This window comes from Methylobacterium sp. AC433 (assembly GCF_979253015.1).
Map to the genome: position 1 here is coordinate 36841 of NZ_CEEDBN010000022.1, position 22147 is coordinate 58987.

The following is a 22147-nucleotide window of genomic DNA, read 5'->3' on the forward strand; positions in this document are numbered from 1 at the left end:
GCCCGAACAGGCCGGCCGCATCGAAATCGCTGCGCCCCCGCCGGCCCTGGCCTCGGCGAAACACTGCGCCCACCCTGGGATGAAAGCCCGAGGGCCGGACGCATCAGGTGAGGCACTCCGATGGCAGGCCATCCGGACCACGACCAGGGCGGCTCCCGGGCCGCCGCCGTCCTGCGGGTGACGAGCGGCAACTTCCTGGAGATGTTCGACTTCTTCGCGTTCGGGTTCTACGCCTCCTCCATCGCCAAGGCGTTCTTCCCCAGCGAGAGCGAATTCGCCTCCCTGATGCTGACCTTCATGACCTTCGGGGCCGGCTTCCTGATGCGCCCCCTCGGGGCGGTGCTGCTCGGGGCCTATGTCGACCGGGTCGGCCGGCGGAAGGGGCTCATCGTCACCCTGGCGATCATGGCCGCCGGCACGATCCTGATCGCCCTCGTGCCCGACTACGCCACGATCGGCCTCCTGGCGCCCGCCCTGGTCCTGATCGGCCGCCTGCTCCAGGGCTTCTCCGCCGGGGTCGAGCTCGGCGGCGTCTCGGTCTACCTCGCCGAGCTGGCGCCGCCCGGCCGCCAGGGCTTCTACGTCGCCTGGCAATCGGGCAGCCAGCAGGTGGCGATCATGGCGGCGGCGGCCATCGGCTACGCCCTCAACCGCCTGCTGGCGCCGGCCGAGATGGGCGCCTGGGGCTGGCGCATCCCCTTCCTGATCGGCTGCCTCCTGGTGCCGTTCCTGTTCTACGTCCGCCGCTCGCTGCAGGAGACCCCGGCCTTCCAGGCCCGCAAGGTCCATCCGCCGGTGGGCGAGGTGGTGCGCACCCTGGGGCGGAACTGGCGGATCGTGGGGCTCGGGATGCTGATGGTGGCGATGACCACGATCGCGTTCTACGCGATCACGGTCTACACCCCGACCTTCGGCAGGAGCGTGCTCAAGCTCTCCGACACCGACAGCCTGATCGTGACCTTCTGCGTCGCGGTCTCGAACCTGTTCTGGCTCCCCGTGATGGGGGCGCTCTCCGACCGGATCGGCCGGCGCCCGATCCTGCTGCTGTTCTCGGGCCTGACCCTCGTCACCGCCTATCCGGCCCTGGCCTGGCTCGTGGCGCACCCGAGCTTCGAGACCATGCTCGTGGTGCTGCTGTGGCTGTCCTTCCTCTACGGCAGCTACAACGGCGCCATGGTGGTGGCGCTCACCGAGATCGTGCCGCCGGCGGTGCGCACGGCCGGGTTCTCCCTGGCCTATTCCCTGGCGACCGCCCTCTTCGGCGGGATGACGCCGCTGATCTCGACCTCGCTCATCGCGGCCACCGCCAACGCGGCGGCTCCCGGCCTCTGGATGGCCTTCGGGGGGGCCTGCGGCCTCTTCGCCACCGTGGTGATCTACCGGCAACTGGCCCGCGCACAGGGACTGGGCGCTGCGACCCGGGTCACGCCGGCGCGACCGTGAAGATCCGGCGTCCGGGCAGCTGGCCCGCATCGCCGGTATCGCGAAACCCGACCTTGCGCAGGAGGCCGACCGAGGCCGCGTTCTCGGGCCGGCACTGGGCGATGATGAAGCGGTGGGGGAAGCGCGTGCGCAGCAGGCCCACCGCGGCGGTCACCGCCTCGGTGCCGAGCCCCCGTCCCCGGGCCGCGCCGCCGACCCAGTAGCCGACCTCGACGGCGTGGTCGCCGCGCAGGTGCAGGCCGACGATCGCCGCGAGCGCGCCGTCCGCCCGCTGCCAGGCGCCCAGGAAGCAGTCCTTCGTCACCTTGGCCGGACCGATGAGCTGGCGCGCGTCCTTCAGGGTGAAGGGCGCGGGCAGGAAGTCGACCGCCCCGGTGATGGCGGGGTCGTCGGTCAGCGCGCGCAGGGCCTCCGCGTCGGACGGCACCAGCGGCGCGAGTCGCAGCCGCGCGGTCTCGACCGGCTTGAGATTCGCGAGGCTGTAGCGCGCGGCGAGCTTGCGGAAGAACATGTCTCCCACTTGGCCCGCGGCGGGCCGCGACACAAGGCGCAGCAGGCCCGGACACGCAAAAGCCCGCCCCGGGCGATCCGGGGCGGGCTCTCGCGTCGGCAGGTGCGTTCGACGGGGATCCTACGGGTGGATCACCATCGCGCTGAACGGATGCACGTAGGCCTGCAGCATCACGAGGCCGCCCACGAGGCAGGCCAGCACGATCGAGTGCCAGAACACGAAGCGCAGGATCTTGCCCTCCTGGCCGAAATAGCCGGTGGCGGTGGAGGCGACGACGATCGACTGGGCGTCGATCATCTTGCCCATCACGCCGCCCGACGAGTTCGCCGAGGCCATGAGGATGCCCGACAGGCCGAGCTGCTCCGAGGTGATCTTCTGGAGGCCGCCGAAGAGCACGTTCGAGGCCGTGTCCGAACCGGTCAGGGCGACGCCGAGCCAGCCGAGCAGGGTCCCGAAGAACGGGTAGAGGATGCCGGTGCCCGCGAAGGCGAGGCCGAGGGTGGCGTCCACGCCGGCGTAGCGGGTGAGCACGCCCAGCGCCAGCATCGCCGCGATGGTGATGAGCGAGTAGCGCAGCACCCAGATCGTCTCGAGATAGGCCGTCACCAGGCGCAGGGGCGAGAAGCGCATGATGAGGCCGGAGATGAGCGCGGCGAAGAGCACCCCGGTGCCGGTGTAGGACATGTAGGTGAAGGAGAAGACGGCGGCTTCCGGATGGGCTTTCGCCACCACCGGCGGCACCTTCATGATCACGTTGTGCAGGCCCGGCACCTCGTACTTCCAGGTGAAGAGCGGGTTGACGATGCCCTTGAACCAGCCGGTGCCCCAGATCGCCACGATCACCGAGAGGATGATCCACGGCACCCAGGCCATCATGATCTCGCGGGAGGTCGCGGTGCGGCCGCCGAGATCCACCTTGGGCAGGTCGCCGGGCACGGCGGCGCCGAGCGAGACGGGACGGCCGCCGTTGACGTAGCCGATCGACGGGTCGTTGCCGCGCAGGGCCGGGGAGGTCCAGATCTCCTTGGGCTGCCAGACCTTGAGGAAGGCCACCAGGGCGGCCATCGAGATCAGGGAGGCGCCGATGTCGACGATCCAGGGGTTCACGTAGTTCGAGATCAGGAACTGGGCCGCCGCGAAGGAGCCGCCGCAGACCAGGATCGGCGGCCAGATCTTCATCATGCCGCGGAAGCCCGCGAACACCCAGATCAGCCAGAACGGCACGAGGATCGAGAAGAACGGCAGCTGCCGGCCGATCATCGCGCCGAGGATGTAGGGGTCGTAGCCCGTCACCGAGGCGAGGCCCTGGATGGGCGCGCCGAGCGCCCCGTAGGCCACCGGCGCCGTGTTGGCGATGAGCGAGAGGCCCGACGCCGCCAGCGGCGAGAAGCCGAGGCCGATCAGGATCGCGCCCGTCACCGCCACCGGGGTGCCGAAGCCGCCCGCGCCCTCGAAGAAGGCGCCGAAGGCGAAGGCCACCAGCAGCAGCTGGAGCCGCCGGTCGGTGGTGATGCCCGCCACCGATTGCTGCAGGGTGGCGAACCAGCCCTTCTCCACCGTCAGGCGGTAGAGGAAGATGACGTTCAGGATGATCCAGCCGATGGGGAACAGCCCGAGCGCCACGCCGTAGGCGGAGGCGCGGGTGGCCAGGTCCGCCGGCATGCCGAACAGGAAGACGGCGACGCAGAAGGCCAGCACGAGGGAGAGCACGGCCGCGATATGGGCCTGCACCTTGCCGCTCGCGATCATGCCGAGCAGGGCGATGACGGGCAGCGAGGCCGCCAGGGTCGAGAGCCAGGCGTTCCCGAATGGGTCGTAGACCTGATTCCAGGTGGTCACTGTGTTCACGGGCGCCGTACTCCTCCAGGGCAGCCCGATCTCGTGCCGGGCCTTGTCACCGTTGCTAGCAGAGCAATTCGGCAGGCTCAACGCGGTTAATCATGTATTCAGAGGGTGTTGCCCGTCGATCCGCCTCCGGCGCCGCGTCGCCCGCGCGTTTTCTCGCCCCGGTCTACGCCGCCGCAGCGCGCGCATTCCTGCCGGGACCAGCGGAACATGCCCCTCCGGCGCTCACTTCCCTGTCGAGACCCCGAGCGACCGGAAACGGAGATTTGATCTATGTTTATGCGCGTCGACAAGCTGCAGGCCGAGCTACCCGCCCCGAAGCGGAAGGACCCGAATGCCGCCGCGGCCCTGCAGGAACTGCTCGGAGGCAAGTACGGCGAGATGTCGACTCTGGGAAACTACATGTTCCAGAGCTTCAATTTCCGCAGCAAATCGAAGCTGCGTCCGTTCTATAGCCTCGTCGCCGCCATCACGGCCGAGGAACTCGGCCATGTCGAGCTCGTCAGCAACGGCGTGGCGATGCTCAACAACGGTCCCGACAACGACGGCGACGAGACGGACGGCGGCGACATCTCGAAGGCGCCGTTCGAGGACATGAAGGATATTCGGCTGGCGGCCGCCTTCCTGTCGAACGGCGGCGGCGTGACGCCGGTCAACAGCAACGGCGCTTCGTGGAACAACGACTTCATCACCACGACGGGCAACGTCGTGGTGGATCTGCTGCACAACTTCCACCTGGAATGCGGCGCCCGCCTGCACAAGCTGCGCGTCTACGAGACCCTCAAGGACCCGACGGGCCGCGAGGTCTGCGGCTACCTGCTGGTGCGCGGCTCGGTCCATGCCCACGCCTACGCCCTGGCCCTGAAGAAGATCACCGGCGTCGAGATCGAGAAGTTCCTGCCGACCCCGAACATCAACCTCGACAAGATCCCCGAATGCCAGAAATACCTGCAGGAGGGCTCGCACCGCCGGCTCTACACCTTCAGCCCGGGCGACTACACCGAGATGGCCGGCATCTGGGGCAACGGCGAGGTGGCGCTCCCGGGCGACCCGCCGGGCGAGCTCAGCGTCGTGGAGGGCATGCCGGAGGGCGGCAAGATCCACCAGCTCACCGGCGTGCCCTCCGCCTTCACCCCGGACTACGCCCCCGAGGAGATGTTCGAGATCGCCGAGAAGCTGACGAAGAAGGCCCGCTGAGGCGGAGCCCTCGGGATCGTCGACGGGGCGGCCCTTCGGAGCCGCCCTTTTTCGTGGCGCGTTTCAGCCCCGGCGGGAGGCGCGCCAGAGGGTCCAGAGCCGGCGCCAGCGCGGGATCTCAACCACCGTGTTGAGCGGGTCGTAGCCCGGCCGCTCCATGGCGGCGAGGTAGGGCTCGACCAGGGCCACGGGCAGGAAGGCGGGGCGCGCGGCCGGCGCGATGGTGGCGCGCGCCGCCTCGTAGGCCTTGAGGTGCCGGCGGGCGAGCGCCCGCAGGTCGGCGGCGGCGCGCAGCAGCCCGGGGCCGCCGCGGCCGGTGACGATGTCCTCGCGGGTGACGCCGTAGGTCTTGAGGATGTCGGCCGGCAGGTAGACCTGGCCGGCGCGGGCGTGCCAGGGCAGCGCCCGCAGGAGGCCCGTGACCCCGTAGGCGACCCCGGCATGCCCGGCGGCGGCCGCTCCGCCGGGCTCGACCCCGTCGGAGAGGACGAGGGCGCCGAGGCGGATCAGGGCCGAGACGGTCTCGCCGCAATAGCCCTCGAGGTCGTTCACCCGGGGCATCGGGTCCTCGTAGAGGTCGAAGACCCGGGCATCGATCAGATCCACGAAGGGCTGGCGTCCGAGCTTGCGCCGCACGATGGCGTCGTCCAGCGCCGCGGCCACGGGGTTGGCCTTCACGTCGCCGCGGGCCTCGCCCTGGAGGGCGTCCCGCCACCATTGCAGGCGGATCTCGCCGGCCATCGGGTTGGAGGCGGCCTCGCGCACCCGCGCGACGGTGAGGCTGAAGGCGATGAGGGCGAAGAGGTGGGGACGGGCGCTCGCGGGCGCGAAGAGGGTGGCGAAGTAGCGGTCGGGATCGCCCTCCCGGACCAGAGCCTCGCAATGCTGGAAGGCGAAGGCGAGGTTGCCCTCGGCCGGGCTGGTCCGGGTGTCCGAATCCGTCATGTCCGGCAATTCATCATGCGACCGCGATCAGGGCGGCGGCGACCTTGCGGTTCTCCGCCATGAGGATGTTGTAGGTGCGCGCCGCGGCCCCCGTCTGCATCACGTCGAGGCCGATGCCGCCCTCCTTGAGCCAGCGCCGGAGCGCATCAGGAAAAGGCGCGATGTCGAGCCCGGTTCCGACGAGGAGCAGTTCGACCGCCCCGGCCTCGGCGAGGATCGGGCGCAGCGCGGTCCGGTCGATGGCGCGGGGCTCGTTCACCTCCCAGGCCCGGATGCCCGACGGCGTCACCAGGATCGAGCCGCGATGCGACATCTCGGCGAAGCGGAAGCCGCCGTTCCCGTAGGCGTCGATGAGGTGGCGCCCGGGAACGAAGCCGTCGTGCAGGCTGCCGGAGGACGCCATAGCCACCCCTACTCCGCCGCCTGCGGCACGCGCCCGCCGGCCGGGCGCCCCTGCGCCTTCACCCCCGAGAGCATCAGGCCGAGATAGATCAGCACCGGCGTCGAGACGAAGATCGCCGAGTAGGTGCAGATCACCACGCCGGCCAGCATCACGATGGCGAAGCCGTTGATCGCCTCGCCGCCGAACAGCACCAGGGCCAGCAGCGACAGGAAGGCCGAGGTCGCGGTCATCACCGTGCGCGACATGGTGGAGTTGATCGAGAGGTTGAGGAGCTCCACCGTGGGGATGGTCTTGTAGCGCCGCATCAGCTCGCGGGTCCGGTCGAACACCACGACCGTTTCATTCAGCGAGTAGCCCACGATGGTCAGGATCGCGGCGATCGAGGTCATGTTGAACTCGATGCGGGTGATGACGAAGACGCCGAGCGTCAGCACGATGTCGTGCAGCGTGCCCACGATGGCGCCCAGCGCCAGTTCCCGCTCGAAGCGGAACCAGAGGTAGAACAGCACCGCGAGCACGGACAGCACGACGCCGATGGTGCCCGATTGCACGAGCTCGCCGGAGACGCGCGGTCCCACCGTCTCCGTGCGGCGGAATTCGTAATCGGCGTCGAAGGCGGCATGCGCCTTCTGCATCACAGCGGTCTGGCCCTGCTCGCCCGGCTGCAGGGGGAAGCGCACCAGGACGGTGCCCTCAGCCCCGAGCTCCTGCACCTCCGTCTCGCCGAAGCCGAAGCCGTTGGCTGTGTGGCGGACGGCGCCGACATCGGCCGTCTTCGACTTCGCCTGGAGCTCCACCAGGGTGCCGCCCTTGAAGTCGATGCCGAAATTCAGGCCGACGGTGAGGAACAGCACCACCGTCGCCACCGACAGGAACGCCGAGAGCGGGAAGGTGAGGCGCCGGAAGCGCATGAAGTCGACGTGCGACTCGTCGGGCCAGAGGCGGAGCAGGCGCATGATCGGTCTTTCGGCGATGAGGTCGGCCGGAGGCCCGCTGATCGCACACGCTGCCCCGGGCTCGCCGTCATTCCGGGGCGCCGAAGGCGAGCCCGGAATCCAGAACCACGGACGGCGCCCGTCCTGCCGCGTCGGTGCGTCTGGATCCCGGGCTCCGCTTCGCGGCCCCGGGATGACGCGGTGACGTGACGACCGTGCGGATCACGCGAAAACCGGATCGACCTCCCTTTGCAAGCAGTGAACGGACGGACAGCGAAGTTCAGAACGGCAGGGTCTTCAGAACGGCAAGGCCTTCAGAACGGCAAGGCCTTGGGCCGGGCCATGTTGTACCACAGGGCGATCATCATCCGGGTCAGGGTCACGGCGGTGATGACCGTCGTGAGGATGCCGAGGATGAAGACCACGGCGAAGCCCTTCACGGGGCCCGAGCCGAGGAAGAACAGGATCAGGGCGGCGATCGCCATGGTCGAGTTCGAATCGATGATGGTGGCGAAGGCCTTGTCGAAGCCGGCCTGGAGCGCCGAGACGATGGAGCGGCCCGCCCGCACCTCCTCGCGCACGCGCTCGTAGATCAGCACGTTGGAATCCACCGCCGTGCCGATGGTGAGCACGATGCCGGCGATGCCCGGCAGGGTCATGGTCGCCTCTAGCACCGACATCAGGCCGAGGATGAGGCCCACGTGCACGATGAGGGCGATGTTGGCGAAGAAGCCGAACACCCCGTAGGTGGCGAACATGAAGGCGATGACGAGGGCGCCGGCCACCAGGGTGGCGTACTTGCCGGCCTGGATCGAATCGCTGCCGAGGCCGGGGCCGACGACGCGGCGCTCGACCACGGTGAGCTTGGCCGGCAGCGCGCCGGCCCGCAGCAGGATCGAGAGCTCGTTGGCCTGGGCCACGGTGAAGTTGCCGGTGATCTGGCCGGAGCCGCCGGTGATCGGCGTGTTGATGCGGGGGGCCGAGACCACCTCGTTGTCGAGGACGATGGCCATGCGCCGGCCGACATTCTCCGAGGTCGCCTGGCCGAAGCTCTGGGCGCCCTTGAGGTTGAACTTGAAGCTGACCATCGGCTCCTGGGTCTGATGGTCGAAGGCCGGCTGGGCGTCGGTGAGGTCGGCGCCGGAGGCCATCACGCGGCGCTCGACGGGGACGCGGGCGCCCTTCTCGTCCTTGGAGGGCAGCAGGTCGACGTCGCCGGAGGGCGAATCCGCCAGCATGCGGAACTCGAGCTTGGCCGTCTTGCCGAGCTGGTCCTCCAGCTTCTGCGGATCCTGCAGGCCGGGGACCTGGACCAGGATGCGGTCGGCGCCCTGCTGCTGGATCGAGGGTTCCTTGGTGCCGCCGAAATCGATGCGGCGGCGGATGACCTCGATGGCCTGGGTCACGGCCCGGCGCGTCCGGTCGGTGAGGCCCGCATCCGTCAGGGTGAGCTGGATCACGCCCTCGGGCTTCTCGGCGATGGTGAGGGTCTGGCCGCCGCCCTGGCTGACCAGGGCGTTGGAGATCGGCTGCGAGAGCTCGCGCAGCTTCGGCAACACCTTGGCGCGGGCGGCCTCGTTCGAGATCCGGAGCTGGACGCCGCGCGGGATGATCTGGATGCCGCCCTCCGGCGTCACGCCGCCGGCCTCGCGCAGGACCCGGCGGACGTCGTCGCGCAGGGCCGTCGTCAGGGACTTGGCGAGGTCGTTCTGGTCGACCTCGAGGAGGAGCTGCGAGCCGCCCTGGAGGTCGAGGCCCAGCACGATCGCGCGCTGCGGCACGATCCAGCTCGGGAACCAGCCCGGCAGGGAGGCCATGAAGTGGCTGCGCTGCTCGGCCGAGAAGAAGCTCGGCACGGCGAGGCTGAGGCCGATCAGGATGACGGCCAGCGTCGTGACGATCTTGGTTCTCGAGAAGCGCAGCATCCGCCGGTACCGTCCTGTGTCCGTTTTTTCAGTGGCGATGCAGGCCGAAGGCGGCCCGCATGCCCGGGTCGCCGCCTCAGGCGGCCTTGACCGGCGCGCCCTTGACGCGGACTTCCGTGATCATCGTGCGCACGACCTTGACGCGGACGTTGGGCGCGATCTCGACCTCGATCTCCGAGGCCTCGTCGGCGACCTTGGTCACGCGGCCGACGATGCCGCCGCTGGTGACGACGGTGTCGTCGCGGCGCACGTTCTTGACCAGGTTCTGATGCTCCTTCACGCGGCGCTGCTGCGGGCGGAGGATCAGGAAGTACATGATGACGAAGATGAGGACGAACGGCACCACCTGCAAGGCGATGTCCGCTCCGCCAGCGGCCGAGGTGGCCCCTTGCGCGAAGGCGGGGGTGATCAAGCGGGTGACTCCTCAAGGATAAGGCCCGCGCCGCCAGACCCTCGGTCGAGGGGGCGTCCGGGCTTGTCAAAAAGCGCGCGGACTATAGCCAGGGACTAAGTGAAAGCAACGCCGCACGGGTGAGGCGAATGGGTCGCCGGCCCGCAAATCGCCGGCCGCGACGCGATTTATCGGGTTCATCGCGGCGCCCCGGCGCCGTAAAGCACGGCACACGCCGCTGCGCCCGAGTCCGAGGAACCGTCCATGACCGCCACGCCCCCCGCCGCCGACCCGGCCGCCCTCGCGGCGTTCCTGCCTGTGCTGGAGTTCCTGCCGGTGCTGGAGCGGATCGCCGCCGCCCTGGAGCGCGCCGCCCCCGCCCCCCGCGCGCCCGTCGACCTGAATGCGGCGGACGCCTTCCTGTGGGGGCCGGAGCGCCGGCTGATCCCGGTGCCACGCGTCAACCGGGTGGCGATCGGCCTCCTCACCGGCATCGACCGGGCCCGCGACACCCTGGTGGAGAACACCCAGCGCTTCGCCGACGGCCTGCCGGCCAACAACGCGCTGCTCTGGGGGGCGCGCGGCATGGGCAAGTCCTCGCTGGTCAAGGCGGCGCATGCGGAGATCAACGCCGCGCGGGCGCCCGGCGCCCCGCCCCTGAAGCTCGTGGAGATCCACCGCGAGGACATCGAGGCGCTGCCCGACCTGATGGCGACCCTGCGGGGCGACGCCCACCGCTGGATCGTCTTCTGCGACGACCTCTCCTTCGACGGCGACGACACCTCGTACAAGTCCCTGAAGACGGCGCTCGACGGCGGCATCGAGGGGCGGCCCGAGAACGTGCTGTTCTACGCCACCTCGAACCGACGCCACCTGCTGGCCCGGGACATGGTGGAGAACGAGCGCTCCACGGCGATCAACCCGGGCGAGGCGGTGGAGGAGAAGGTCTCCCTCTCCGACCGCTTCGGCCTCTGGCTCGGCTTCCACAAGTGCAGCCAGGACGAGTACCTGGCGATGATCCGCGCCTACGTGGCGCGGCACGGCCTCCGGGCCGATCCCGAAAGCGTCCGGGCCGAGGCCCTCGAATGGGCCACCACCCGGGGCTCGCGCTCGGGGCGCACCGCCTTCCAGTTCATCCAGGATCTGGCCGGACGCCTGGGGCAGCGGCTGGAGGGGTAGCGCTCCGTCGACGAAGAAAAGGGCAGGGAGCCTTCGCCCCCTGCCCTCGCGCACGGCCCGAGATCGGGCCGCGCCGGTCCGTCCGAGACGAACGATCAATCCTTGAGGTCGGCCGGGACCTTGCCGCCGTTCTCCTCGAGCTTCTTGATGACCTGCTTGTGCAGCCAGACGTTCATCGTGGCCGAGTCCTCCTTGTCGCCGGTGTAGTGCAGCTCGTCGGCGAGCTGCTTGCGGGCGGTGAGGCTCGAATCGAGGTCGAGGAGCTTCATCAGGTCGACGATCGAGGTGCGCCAGTTCAGGGACTGCGAATTCTTCGCGGCCATGCCGTTGAGCACCTCCTCGACGTCGACGGGGCCGCCGGCCGGGGCGCCGGTGCTGGTCGGGGTCGAGGCGGGGGCGTCCGAGCCGCCGGCGGAGGGCTGGGCGTTCGCCTCGGACGGCTTGGCCTGCGCGTCGCCGCCGCCGAAGGGATGGAGGATCTTGCTGACGATGCTGCCGAGGAGGCTCATAACAGTTCTTCCCTCAATCTCACGTCGGCGGCCGGTGCCGCGTCGGGGTGACAACGGGGTGGGTCGGCCCGCGTTCCCGCAACGGCACAGATCTGGTTGCGGCCTCGACGAGGCCGAACCGGGCTTCGACCAAGCGGGCCGGCCCCGCAACCCTTCGCCCGTGGGAGATTCGTCTTCTCTCGGGAGCCCCCGGGGGAGATGAAAGCGCCAAACATCCGGGACCGGACACCGAGGGGAGAGCGGATTCTTGCGCCGGGGCCCCGTGCATGCCACTGCGCGGCATCCTCGTTCCCGGCCCCGCCGCACGCCGCCTTGCGTGCGGGGCGGGGCCGCCCCTGACCGGACCCTTCCGATGCGCCCGACCCGCCGTGCCGCCACTCTGATCCTCGCCACCGCCCTCGCCGCCGGCGTGGGCCTCCTCGCCGCCGGGCCGGCCGCGGCACAGAGTGCCGCGCCGGTCGCGGTGCGCATCGGCGTCATCCCGGTGATCGGCGCGGCGCCGATCTTCGTGGCCAACGGCGAGGGCTGGCTCAAGGAGGCGGGCCTCGCCCCCACCTTCACCACCTTCGAATCCGGCCCGAACATGATCCAGGCCCTGGCCTCGGGCACCATCGACGTCTACGTCGCCGGCGTCGCGCCGCTCGCGGTGGCCCGCACCAAGGGCATCGACGTGCGCGTGGTGGCCTCCACGGCCATCGAGGAGATGGTGTTCGTGGCCGGCCCGAAGCTCGCCCCCTACTTCGCCGACGGCGCCGACAAAGGCGAGGCCTTCGCGAAGTTCCGGGCCAAGGAGGGCAAGGCCGCCCGCCTCGCGACCCAGCCGGCGGGCTCGGTGCCCAACACCACCCTGCAGCACTGGCTCTGGCAGGTGGCCAAGGCCGACAAGGCCAATGCCGAGGTGGTGGCGATGGGCATCGACGCGACCCAGCAGGCGATGCTGGCCGGGGCCGTGGACGGCGCCTCGATCCGCGAGCCCGCGCTCACCATCGTCCAGATGCGCAATCCCGCCATCAAGCTGATCGCCACCGGGGGCGAGATGTTCCCCGACCAGCCGGGCACCGTGGTGGGGGTGTTCGGCGCCTTCGCGGACAAGAACCCCGCCGCCGTGGAGGGCCTGGTCAAGGCCGTGGTCCGGGCCACCGAACTCCTGAAGAGCGACCCGGCCCGGGCGGCCAAGCCCGTGGAGGCGGCGCTCGGCAAGGGCATCACCGACACCGCCACCATCACCAGGGCGCTGACCTCGCCGGCCGCCCGGTTCACCGCCGACCCGCGCGCGATCATCGAGGCGACGAAGAAGATGCAGGCCTACCAGGTCTCCATCGGCACCCTCGACAAGGACGTGCCCCTGGAGGGCCTGTTCGAGCCGAAATACTACGAGGCCGCCACCAAGCGCTGAGGCGGCGCGGATCCCGAAGGGGGTCTCCCCGGGGCCTACTCGGCGGCGAACAGGCCCGGCAGGCCGGATTCCGGCGCCGCCGGCGTGCCGGGCCTCGCCTCCAGCGGCGCCTTGGGGTCGCCCGGCCCGGTCTCGCAGTTCAGGGCCGGCAGGGCGACGATGCGGTTGCCGCGGTAATCCATGCGGCACACGATGGTGCCGCGGGTCTCCACATAGGCGAGCAGGCGCTTGGCGCGGCCGGGCGAGCGGCTGCCGATGGCGCGCGCCAGGGCCTCGTCGCCGGGACAGGGCTCTCCGGCCAGCGCCGCGCGGGCGAGGAGCAGGAACAGGCCCTGGACCTCGTCCGGCAGGGTGGCGGCGACGCCCTGCGCCTCCTCCCAGCGCCCGTCCGCCTCGTCCGGGGCGACGTCGGCCCCGTCGAGCCCGGCCCGGGCGACGCCGAGGCGGCGGCGGAAGGCGGCCAGGCTGATGGCCTCGCCGTCGAGGCCGCGCATCCGGCAGCGCACGAGGAAGTCCTGGTAGATGACCGCCACCGGCTGGCCGCCGGCATCCGGGTCGGCGGCGATGCCGCGCAGGACCGCGTCGAGCCCGGCCCGGACCGCCTCCTCGCTCAGGGGCTCGGGCGCCTCCACCGGCTCGGGGCGGTAGGCGCTGAGCTCGCGCATGAGGTCGGCCGGCGTGGCCCGCGGCGTCGGCGGCGTGCGCGGCGCCGGGGCCCAGCCCTGCGCCGGCTCGTCGGGCGCGCGGGTCAGGATGAGGGCGCGCAGGTCCGCATCCGCCGGGGCGGGGAGCGGCACCAGCTTCGGGGACCCCGAGCGCGCCGAGGTCGTCACCGGGCCGATGCGCAGGGCGAGCGGCCGCCGGCTGACCGCCGGGCCGAGGGCCACGAACTCGCCGCGCGAGAGGTCGCGAAAGCGCTCGGCGCCGCGCCGGTCGAGGCCGAGGAGGTCGGCCGCCCGCGCCATGTCGATGTCCAGGAAGGTGCGGCCCATCAGGAAGTTGGTGGCCTCGGCCGCGACGTTCTTGGCGAGCTTGGCGAGGCGCTGCGTCGCGATGATGCCGGCCAAGCCCCGCTTGCGGCCCCGGCACATCAGGTTGGTCATGGCGCCGAGCGAGGCCTTGCGGGCCTCGTCCGAGACGTCGCCGGCCGCGGCGGGGGCGAAGATCTGCGCCTCGTCGACCACGACGAGGGCCGGGTGCCAGTGGGTGCGCTCGGCCTCGAACAGGCCGCCGAGGAAGGCGGCCGCCGCGCGCATCTGCGCCTCCATGTCCAGGCTCTCCAGGGTGAGTACCACCGAGACCCGGTGCGCCCGCACCCGCGCGGCGATGGCCTGGAGGTCCGCCTCCCCGTGGGCGCCGTCCACCACGACGTGGCCGTAGGCCTCGGCCAGCGTGACGAAGTCGCCCTCGGGGTCGATCACCACCTGCTGCACCGCGCCGGCGCTCTGCTCCAGCAGGCGCCGCAGCAGGTGCGACTTGCCCGAGCCCGAATTGCCCTGGACCAGGAGACGCGTGGCCAGGAGCTCCTCGAGATCGAGGCGCGCGGGCTCCGCCCCCGGCCCCATGCTCAGACCCATCTCGATGCCGACCGTCATGCCTGCTCCGGCTCCCGCGCCGGGGCTCGTCCCGGGCGCTCCTCAAGGCTCTCGCACGAAGGTCTTAACACGCGCGCCCTCCGGCAGGTCCGCCCGCCCGGGCCGGCATCCACAGGCCAGGGGCCGCAGCCCGCACCGGCCAGGGGCCGCATCCCGGACTTGGGCGGACCGGGAGAATGCCGGTTCGTTCCACGTCTGTTCGAATGGTCTCCGCCAATCCTGTGCATATTCCTAGGACTATGGGCATAGGCCGAAAGTCCTGGGACTTTCGACTTAGGAACGACGCTTCCGGGCTTCGATGCGGGAACGAAATCGGAACATGTGTTCGCGTGGAATCCGGCACGGCCCGGCATCGCCCCGCAGATCGGCACTAAGTTGCACACGAATCGGGGGGCGGCCCTTGCCGCACGGGTGGCCTGATCCAGGTAATCCGCCCATGAACCCGATCCTCGTCGTCGCCCTCGTCTGCGCCTCCACCGTCCAGGCCCCGGATTGCTCCCGCGAAACGGCCCTCGACATCATCACCGGCCCGGCCCACACCCTGCAGGAATGCCTGGTGCAGGGGCCGGTCCTCGCCGCCAGTGCCGGGCACGGCAACGAGACGGGCACCTACGTGAAGACGCGCTGCGAACCGCGGCGCTGAGCCGGCCGGAACGGAGCAGCCGATGGACGATGTCAGCCCCGAACGCGCGGTGATGATCCGCCTGCGGGCGCGCCTCGCGGTGGTGGAGCGCGCCGCCTGGTTCGGCCTCGTCCAGGCCATGCGGGCGCAGCCGGCCGAGACCGAGGCCTATCTCGCCGCCGAGCGGGCCAAGTGCGCGGAGGGCTTCGGCCGGCGCGGCTGGGCGGCCGACCTGACGGAGGCCGAGCGCCGCATGCTCGGCGCCGAGGTCGATGCGGGGCTCGCCGGCCTCGTCGCGGATGCCAAGGCCGAACTCGGCCAGACCTGAGCCGGCGATTCCCGGGCCGGCGATCCCGGAGCGGAAGCGCGGCCGGCTCTCATCCCCCGAAGCGGTCCGCCCAGGCCGGCGGCCCGGCCCAGCCGGGCGGCACCGTCGCCCGATGCACGCCGATCGCCACCGCGCGGGCCAGTGTGCGCGCCGCCGCGTCGCCGATCCGCGCGAGATCGAGGACGGGATCGGCGAGGGCGACCCGGCCGGTGGCCACGGCGAAGACGGCGTCGCCGTCCAGCGGCGTGTGCACGGGGTGGATCGACCGGGCGAGGCCGTCCTGGGCCATCACGGCGAGGCGGCGCGCCTGCGCCTTGGTGAGGACGGCGTCGGTGGCGACCACCGCCAGGGTGGTGCTGGCCCCAGGCCCGGACAGAGCCTTGCGCGGCCAGTCGAAGGCGTCGGCCGGCATCGCGGCGGGGGCGCCGAGGCCGCCGAACTCGTCGCCGATCTCGTAGGGGCCGGCCCAGAAATGCGGCCCCGCTCCCATCGTCACCCGGCCGAAGGCGTTCACCGCCACCAGGGCGCCGACCCGCACGGCCGAGCCCGCGACATCCCGCAAACCGTCCACGACCGCCGAGGCCGAGCCGATCCCGCCCTTCAGGTTCGCGGTGGCCGCCCCGGTCCCGGCCCCGACGGAGCCGAGGGCGACGTCGTGGGTCGCCGCCACCGCCGCCGCGTGGCCGAGGTCGCGGTAGGGCGAGAACCGGCCCCAGGCCTTGTCGCCGCCGTTGAGGAGGTCGAACAGGATCGCGGCCGGCACGATCGGCACCCGGGCCGGGCCGACGGCAAAGCCGCGCCCGGTCTCGGCGAGGTGGGCGACGACGCCCGCGGCGGCATCGAGGCCGAAGGCCGAGCCGCCGGACAGCACCAGGGCGTCGATGCGCTCCACGGTGCGCTCCGGGTCGAGGAGGTCGGTCTCGCGGGTGCCGGGGCCGCCGCCGCGCACGTCGACCCCGGCCACCACGGGCGCGTCGAACAGGAGCGCGGTGACGCCGCTGGCGAGGCGCGGATCGGTGGCGTGGCCGACCCGGATGCCGGCGATGTCGGTGATGCGGTTGCTCAGCATGGCGCCTCCGACCGGGCGGTTGCCTCCTGCAGGACGGGTCCAGGATCGCACGCGACGCGCGCCCTGACGAGGGGACCCTCAGGCCCCCCGCGCCTGCCGGGCGGCGCGGTAGGCGTCGACGGCGTAGATCGCCAGCGCCAGCCAGATCAACCCGAACAGCAGGGCGCGGTGCGGCTCCAGGCGCTCGCCGTAGACGAGGGTGCTGAGGATGAGGAGGCAGGAGGGGGCGAGGTACTGCATCAGCCCGAGCGTCGCCAGGGTGAGCCGCTCGGCGGCGGCCGCGAACCAGATCAGCGGCAGCGCCGTGGTGGCCCCGGTGAGCAGGACGAGGCCGGCCCGCACGGGGTCGCCCTGGATCACCGGCGGCGCGAAGGCCGCGAGGTAGATCAGCGCCACCGGCAGCAGCACCAGCGTCTCGGCGGCGAAGCCCACCATGGCGTCGACGCCGACGACCTTGCGGGCGAGCCCGTAGAGCGAGAAGCTGCCGGCCAGCGCCAGGGAGACCCAGGGCAGGCTCCCCGCCAGGGCGACGGCCAGGAGCACGGCGCCGGCGGCCAGCGCCACCGCCGCGGCCTGGACCGGCCGCAGGCGCTCGCCCAGCACCACGGCGCCCAGAGCCACGCTCATCAGCGGGTTGATGAAGTAGCCGAGGCTCGCGTCGAGCATGTGCCCGGACTGCACGGCCTGGAGGTAGAGGAGCCAGTTCACGCCGATCAGCCCGGCCGACAGGACGAGGAGCCCGTGCCGGCGCACCAGGGGGAAGGGGTTCCGGATCCGGCGGCGCAGGGCCGCCAGCAGCCCGGCGACGAGCAGGCTCGACCAGACGATGCGGTGGGCCAGGATGCTCGGGGCGGGCACGGCGTCGAGCAGGCGGAAATGCACCGGGACCACGAGGCCCCAGCTCAGATAGGCGCCGAGCGCGTAGATCAGACCCAAAGGCCGCCTCCCCTCGCCGGCGCTTGGCCGGCCCCTTGGCCGGCCCCTTGGCCAGCCGCCGGCCCGCGGCGGGACCGGGCGCGGCTTATAGCAGGCGCTCAGGGACCCGCCCGTGCGGGATGGCGCATGGCGGGGGCGCCCGGCGCGCTCAGCGCGTGCGGGCGAGGGTGACGGCGGGGTCGCCGCGCATGAGGGCGTTCAGGCGCTCGGTGTCGAAGCCCTCGGCGGTCTTCCTGGCCGGCTTCGGGGCCGGCGCGGCGGCGACCCTGGCCACGGGCTTGGCCGGAATCCGGCCCGTCGCCTCGCGGGCGGTGGTCTCCCGGGTGGCGGTCTCACGCGTGGTGGAGGCCTTGGGCACGGGGGGCCGGGTGACGGTCTGGCGGGCGACGGCGTCGCGCCCGAGGATGTCGCTGATCGAGGGGCCGGTCTCGGACGGGAGCGAGCCCGTCACGGTAGGCTCGGGCGGGCGGATCCGGGTGAGGGCGGCCACCGGCGCGGCGGAGGCCTTGGGCGCCGGATGGTCGAGCCGGTCGACGCAGGCGAAGGCGATGGTCAGGGCGCTGCCGCCGAAGACGCTGCCGACGACGATGTTCCGCAGGATACGCAAGGGACGGGCTTCCCGGATACGCGAGTACCGGGATGGATTTAGCGCATCGGCGTTAACGAACCGGAGCCCGCCCGGGCGCGCGACGTCCTGCGCCGGCACAACTTTCCCCGCTCACAGGATGCGGGCGAGGAATTCCCGGGTGCGGGGATGCGCGGGGCGATCGAAGAAGGCCTCGGGCGGCGCCACCTCGACGATCTGGCCCTCGTCCATGAACACCACCCGGTCGGCGACCCGCCGGGCGAAGCCCATCTCGTGGGTGACGCAGAGCATGGTCATGCCGCGGCCGGCCAGGTCCGTCATGGTGTCGAGCACCTCCTGCACCATCTCGGGGTCGAGGGCCGAGGTCGGCTCGTCGAACAGCATCACCGCCGGGTCGAGGCAGAGGGCGCGGGCGATGGCGACGCGCTGCTGCTGGCCGCCGGAGAGCTGGCCGGGATAGCGGGCGGCCAGATCCGCGATGGCGAGGCGCGCGAGCTCGTCCCGCGCCCGCGCCTCGGCGGCCCGGCGTCCGATCCCGCGCCCGTGGATCGGCGCCAGGGTGCAGTTCTCCAGGACGGTGAGGTGGGAAAACAGGTTGAAGTGCTGGAACACCATGCCGACGGCGCGGCGCACCGCCGGGATGCGGGCGGGGGTGAGGTCCTGGCCCTCGACCCGGATCGTGCCGCCCTGATAGGGCTCGAGGCCGTTGACGCAGCGGATCAGGGTCGACTTGCCCGAGCCCGAAGGGCCGCAGATCACGATCCTCTCGGACCGGGCGACCGTGAGCGAGACCGCGCGCAGGACGTGGGCGCTGCCGAACCACTTGTTCACGGCGCGGAATTCGACGGCGGGCGCGGTCATGCCCGGCCCCGCTCGCCGGCGGCCAGCCGCCGCTCGATGAAGGCGGCGTAGCGCGCCATCGAGAAGCAGATCGCGAGGTAGAACAGGGCCGCGAAGGCGTAGGCCGTGGCCGGAATCGTCGGCGCCGACCAGCGCGGATCGGCGCGGGCGGCCTCCAGCACCCGGATGAAGTCGGCGATGCCCACGATGGAGACGAGCGTCGTGTCCTTGAACAGGCCGATCAGGGTGTTGACGATGCCCGGCACCACGACCTTGAGGGCCTGGGGCAGGACGACGAGGCGCATGGCCTGCCACCGGGTCAGCCCCAGCGCCAGGGCCGCCCGCCCCTGCCCCTCGGGGATGGCCTGAAGGCCGCCGCGCACCACCTCGGCCATGTAGGCGGCGGCGAACAGCGCGATGCCGATGAGCGGCCGCACCAGCCGGTCCACGGTCAGGTCCCCGGGCAGGAACAGCGGCAGCATCACGTTGGCCATGAACAGCACGGTGATCAGCGGCACCCCGCGCCAGAACTCGATGAAGCCGATGCAGGCATAGCGCAGGACCGGCAACTCGGAGCGCCGCCCCAGCGCCAGCAGGATGCCCAGCGGCAGGGAGGCGACGATGCCCACCAGCGAGACCACCAGGGTCACCAGGATGCCGCCCCACAGGCTGGTGGCGACGGGAACCAGCCCCGGGACCGGAATCCCCAGGACCGGAATCCCCGAGAACGGGCCGCCCGAGAGCAGCCAGAACGACAGGAGCGGGCCGACGAGGAAGACGAAGACCGCCCCGAGGCCGCGGCGCGGCGCGTCGAGCCACAGCATCCAGGCCGTGCCCAGGGCCACGAGGCCGAAGAACAGGTTCGGGCGCCAGCGCTCGGCCGCCGGGTAGGAGCCGTAGACCAGGTAGTTGATCTTGGCGCCGATGAAGGCCCAGCAGGCGCCGACCGGATGGCCGGCGACCTCCGGGCGGCAGGCCTCGCCCGAGTTCCCGCTCCAGACCGCGTCGGTGACGAGGAAGCGGAACACCGGCGGCAGCAGGAGCGCCAGCCCGGCCAGGATCACCAGCGTCGTCAGGGTGTTGCCGGGCCCCGAGAACAGGTTCGTCCGGAGCCAGCCGGCGGGGCCGCCGCTCCGGCGCGGGGGCGGGGCCGGCGGCAGGAGGGTCTCGCGGACGATGGTCATGGAGCGATCGACCTCATCGCGTCACCGGGGCCGCGCGGCGGTCATAGGCGTTCATCAGGGCGGCGAGGCCGAGGCTCAGGGTCAGGTAGACCGCCATGGTGATCGCCACGACCTCGACGGCCTGGTTGGTCTGGTTGAGCACCGTGCCCATGAAGACGTGGACGAGGTCGGGATAGCCGATCAGCACCGCCAGGGACGAGTTCTTGGTCACGTTGAGGTACTGGCTGGTCAGCGGCGGCACGATCACCCGCATGGCCTGCGGGATGGTGACGAGGCGCAGGGCCTTGGCCCGGCCGAGGCCCAGGGCGGCGGCCGCCTCCCCCTGCCCCCGGTCCACGCTGTTGAGGCCGGCGCGCACGATCTCGGCGATGAAGGCCGCCGTGTAGGTGGACAGCCCGAGGAGCAAGGCGGCGAATTCCGGCAGGATCCCGAGGCCGCCCTCCGGCCCGAAGGGGCCGGGGGACGGCCAGGCGATCCCGACGGGATGCCCGGCGAGGCCGAGCCCGAGCCAGGCCAGGGCCGGCGGGCCGAGCACCAGGGCGAGGGCCGGCCCCGCGACCGGGCCGGGTTCGGCCCCGGCCCCGGCCCCGGCGCGCCGGGCCGCGCGTCGCGCCCAGAGCGCGGCCCCGACGATTCCCGCCCCGACGCCTGCGGGCACGAGCCAGGCGGCTCCGAGAAACTCCGGGCGCGGCAGGAACAGCCCGCGCTGGCTGAGATAGGCCCCGCCCCAGGCCGCCGGACGCTGCGCCTCGGGCAGCGCCACCCGCACGGCCACGTACCAGACCAGGAGCTGGAGCAGCAGCGGCAGGTTGCGCAGGGTCTCGACATAGGTGGCCGCCAGGGTCCGGGCGAGCCAGTTCGGCGAGAGCCGGGCGATGCCGACGGCGAATCCGATGAGCGTGGCCAGCCCGATGGCGAGGCCCGAGACCAGCAGGGTGTTCAGGAGCCCGACGAGAAACGCGTCGAGATAGGTCGAGGTCGCGGCCGCGTAGGGGATCAGCCGCTGGCCGATGTCGAACCCGGCGGCCCGCGCGAGGAAGCCGAATCCGGCGGTGATGCCCTGGCGCGCGAGTTTTTCGGATGCGTTGGTGACGGCGAGATAGGCCAGCCCGGCGAGTGCGAGCGCGACGAGGGCCTGGAGCACGAGGGCGCGCGCGGATCTCGGCGTCGATCCGGGCCTGGGCGGACCGGCCCTCACCGGATCGGCGGCCCGTATTGCAGGCCCCCGTTGGTCCAGAGGGCGTTCAGCCCGCGCGGGATCTTCAGGGGCGTCCCGTCGCCGAGGTTGCGGGCGAAGACGTCGCCGTAATTGCCGACGTGGTGGACGATCCGGTAGGCCCAGTCGCCGGTCAGCCCGAGGCCCTGGCCGTACTTGCCCTCGAGCCCGAGGATGCGCTTCACGTCCGGGCTCAGGGTCTCGCCCCGGAGCCGGTCCACGTTCTCCTGCGTGATCCCCGCCTCCTCCGCGTCGATCATGGCGTAGTGGGTCCAGGCCACGAGGTCGCGCCAGGCATCGTCGCCCTGGCGCACGCCGGGCGCGAAGGGCTCCTTCGAGATCGCCTCGTCGAGAATCACGTGCTCCTCCGGATGCGCGGTCTTCAGGCGCTCGCCGTAGAGGGAGGACTTGTCCGTCGAGTAGGCGTCGCAGCGGCCGGATTCGTAGGCGCCCAGCGTCTGCTCGCTGTTGGCGAAGGTGACGACCTGGTAGCTCAGGCCCCGGGTGCGGAACCAGTCGGCGGTGTTGAGCTCGGTGGTGGTGCCCTGCTGCAGGCAGATGGTCGCCCGGTCGAGTTGCTTGACCCGGCTGATGTCCAGGGATTTCCGAACGAGGAATCCCTGCCCGTCGAAGAAGGTGATCACCGGAAAGTTCATCGCGGCGGTGTCGCGCGACAGGGTCCAGGTGGTGTTGCGGGCCAGCACGTCGATCTCGCCCGATTGCAGGGCGGTGAAGCGCGCGGCCGAGGATTGCGGGATGAACCGCACCTTGTCCGGGTCGTCGAAGATCGCCGCGGCGAGCGCCCGGCAGAAATCCACGTCGAGGCCGTGCCAGCGCCCCTGCCCGTCGGGCATGCTGAAGCCCGCCACCCCGCCGCTGACCCCGCAGACGAGGTGCCCGCGCGCCTTGACCTGGGCGAGGGTGTCGCCCTGCGCGAGCGCCGGCGGTGCGGCGAGCAGGGCGGCGAGGAGCGGGATCGACAGGGATCGCATGCGCGCATTGCAGGGCATCGGCGGCCGGGGTCAAGCGGGGGACAATCCCACGTCTTCCCGCCCACGTCTTCCCGCCCACGTCTTCCCGCCCACGTCTTCC

The 22147-nt window shown here is 71.7% G+C and carries 22 protein-coding genes; 6 read left to right on the forward strand and 16 right to left on the reverse strand.

Annotated elements, in window-relative coordinates; all coding sequences use genetic code 11:
* The first annotated feature begins 120 nt into the window (after nt 1-120).
* On the forward strand, nt 121-1443 hold the full coding sequence (tcuC, locus tag AC0IWM_RS21865; RefSeq protein ID WP_471758507.1) for a tricarballylate/proton symporter TcuC: 1323 nt from the start codon (nt 121-123) through the stop codon (nt 1441-1443).
* Here the strand turns inward: tcuC and AC0IWM_RS21870 are convergent.
* Together AC0IWM_RS21870 and AC0IWM_RS21875 are read right to left on the reverse strand one after the other, a co-directional pair.
* The gene (locus tag AC0IWM_RS21870) at nt 1424-1954 is read right to left on the reverse strand and encodes a GNAT family N-acetyltransferase (protein WP_471758509.1); all 531 of its coding nucleotides are present in this window, start codon (nt 1952-1954) and stop codon (nt 1424-1426) included. The genes tcuC and AC0IWM_RS21870 overlap by 20 nt on opposite strands.
* A 120-nt stretch (nt 1955-2074) precedes the next feature.
* Nucleotides 2075-3793, reverse strand: coding sequence for an L-lactate permease (locus AC0IWM_RS21875; RefSeq protein WP_056468545.1), 1719 nt, complete (start codon nt 3791-3793; stop codon nt 2075-2077).
* 279 nt (nt 3794-4072) lie between these two features.
* Here AC0IWM_RS21875 and AC0IWM_RS21880 point away from each other — a divergent pair, with 279 nt between their 5' ends.
* Complete coding sequence (locus AC0IWM_RS21880; RefSeq protein WP_056468548.1) at nt 4073-4996, forward strand: manganese catalase family protein; 924 nt, start codon at nt 4073-4075, stop codon at nt 4994-4996.
* Between the two features lie 63 nt (nt 4997-5059).
* Here the strand turns inward: AC0IWM_RS21880 and AC0IWM_RS21885 are convergent, their stop codons facing one another.
* The 5 genes from AC0IWM_RS21885 to yajC all read right to left on the reverse strand — a co-directional run bounded on the left by AC0IWM_RS21885 (nt 5060) and on the right by yajC (nt 9616).
* Complete coding sequence (locus AC0IWM_RS21885; protein ID WP_471758511.1) at nt 5060-5941, reverse strand: phytoene/squalene synthase family protein; 882 nt, start codon at nt 5939-5941, stop codon at nt 5060-5062.
* 13 nt (nt 5942-5954) lie between these two features.
* Entirely contained in the window at nt 5955-6344 is a 390-nt protein-coding gene (locus tag AC0IWM_RS21890) for an Mth938-like domain-containing protein (protein WP_056468554.1), read from the reverse strand.
* 8 nt (nt 6345-6352) lie between these two features.
* Nucleotides 6353-7300: a protein translocase subunit SecF gene (secF, locus tag AC0IWM_RS21895; RefSeq protein ID WP_471758513.1), complete on the reverse strand. Its 948-nt coding sequence runs from the start codon at nt 7298-7300 to the stop codon at nt 6353-6355.
* A 293-nt stretch (nt 7301-7593) separates the two neighbouring features.
* Complete coding sequence (gene secD / locus AC0IWM_RS21900; protein WP_056468561.1) at nt 7594-9204, reverse strand: protein translocase subunit SecD; 1611 nt, start codon at nt 9202-9204, stop codon at nt 7594-7596.
* Nucleotides 9205-9280: 76 nt separating this feature from the next.
* Entirely contained in the window at nt 9281-9616 is a 336-nt protein-coding gene (gene yajC, locus AC0IWM_RS21905) for a preprotein translocase subunit YajC (RefSeq protein ID WP_447676991.1), read from the reverse strand.
* Between the two features lie 243 nt (nt 9617-9859).
* Here yajC and AC0IWM_RS21910 point away from each other — a divergent pair, with 243 nt between their 5' ends.
* Nucleotides 9860-10774 carry an ATP-binding protein gene (locus tag AC0IWM_RS21910; RefSeq protein ID WP_471758515.1) on the forward strand — a complete coding sequence of 305 codons (915 nt, stop codon included), beginning with the start codon at nt 9860-9862 and terminating at the stop codon, nt 10772-10774.
* A 95-nt stretch (nt 10775-10869) separates the two neighbouring features.
* On the opposite strand, the gene AC0IWM_RS21915 is transcribed toward AC0IWM_RS21910, so the two are convergent.
* Nucleotides 10870-11283 (reverse strand): DUF3597 domain-containing protein, encoded by a 414-nt coding sequence (locus tag AC0IWM_RS21915; protein WP_471758517.1) that lies wholly within the window; start codon nt 11281-11283, stop codon nt 10870-10872.
* A gap of 352 nt (nt 11284-11635) precedes the next feature.
* On the opposite strand from AC0IWM_RS21915, the gene AC0IWM_RS21920 reads away from it, so the two are divergent.
* Nucleotides 11636-12679 (forward strand): ABC transporter substrate-binding protein, encoded by a 1044-nt coding sequence (locus tag AC0IWM_RS21920; protein ID WP_471758519.1) that lies wholly within the window; start codon nt 11636-11638, stop codon nt 12677-12679.
* A 35-nt stretch (nt 12680-12714) separates the two neighbouring features.
* Here AC0IWM_RS21920 and AC0IWM_RS21925 read toward each other — a convergent pair whose 3' ends face one another.
* Entirely contained in the window at nt 12715-14274 is a 1560-nt protein-coding gene (locus tag AC0IWM_RS21925; protein WP_471758522.1) for a helicase HerA domain-containing protein, read from the reverse strand.
* A 436-nt stretch (nt 14275-14710) separates the two neighbouring features.
* Here AC0IWM_RS21925 and AC0IWM_RS21930 point away from each other — a divergent pair, with 436 nt between their 5' ends.
* Both AC0IWM_RS21930 and AC0IWM_RS21935 read left to right on the forward strand, forming a co-directional pair.
* Entirely contained in the window at nt 14711-14917 is a 207-nt protein-coding gene (locus AC0IWM_RS21930; protein ID WP_471758524.1) for a hypothetical protein, read from the forward strand.
* A 22-nt stretch (nt 14918-14939) separates the two neighbouring features.
* Nucleotides 14940-15224 carry a hypothetical protein gene (locus AC0IWM_RS21935; RefSeq protein WP_471758526.1) on the forward strand — a complete coding sequence of 95 codons (285 nt, stop codon included), beginning with the start codon at nt 14940-14942 and terminating at the stop codon, nt 15222-15224.
* 49 nt (nt 15225-15273) lie between these two features.
* Here AC0IWM_RS21935 and AC0IWM_RS21940 read toward each other — a convergent pair whose 3' ends face one another.
* The 7 genes from AC0IWM_RS21940 to AC0IWM_RS21970 all read right to left on the reverse strand — a co-directional run bounded on the left by AC0IWM_RS21940 (nt 15274) and on the right by AC0IWM_RS21970 (nt 22047).
* On the reverse strand, nt 15274-16293 hold the full coding sequence (locus tag AC0IWM_RS21940; RefSeq protein WP_471758528.1) for a P1 family peptidase: 1020 nt from the start codon (nt 16291-16293) through the stop codon (nt 15274-15276).
* Nucleotides 16294-16371: 78 nt separating this feature from the next.
* A complete protein-coding gene (rarD, locus tag AC0IWM_RS21945) occupies nt 16372-17229 on the reverse strand; it encodes an EamA family transporter RarD (RefSeq protein WP_471758530.1) in 858 nt (285 codons plus the stop codon).
* 148 nt (nt 17230-17377) lie between these two features.
* Entirely contained in the window at nt 17378-17836 is a 459-nt protein-coding gene (locus AC0IWM_RS21950) for a hypothetical protein (RefSeq protein WP_471758532.1), read from the reverse strand.
* 111 nt (nt 17837-17947) lie between these two features.
* Nucleotides 17948-18676, reverse strand: coding sequence for an amino acid ABC transporter ATP-binding protein (locus AC0IWM_RS21955; RefSeq protein ID WP_471758534.1), 729 nt, complete (start codon nt 18674-18676; stop codon nt 17948-17950).
* Nucleotides 18673-19839, reverse strand: coding sequence for an amino acid ABC transporter permease (locus tag AC0IWM_RS21960; protein ID WP_471758536.1), 1167 nt, complete (start codon nt 19837-19839; stop codon nt 18673-18675). The genes AC0IWM_RS21955 and AC0IWM_RS21960 overlap by 4 nt, the downstream gene beginning before the upstream one ends.
* A 13-nt stretch (nt 19840-19852) precedes the next feature.
* Entirely contained in the window at nt 19853-20983 is a 1131-nt protein-coding gene (locus tag AC0IWM_RS21965) for an amino acid ABC transporter permease (RefSeq protein WP_471758538.1), read from the reverse strand.
* A gap of 50 nt (nt 20984-21033) precedes the next feature.
* Nucleotides 21034-22047, reverse strand: coding sequence for an amino acid ABC transporter substrate-binding protein (locus AC0IWM_RS21970; RefSeq protein WP_471758540.1), 1014 nt, complete (start codon nt 22045-22047; stop codon nt 21034-21036).
* Nucleotides 22048-22147 lie beyond the last annotated feature (100 nt).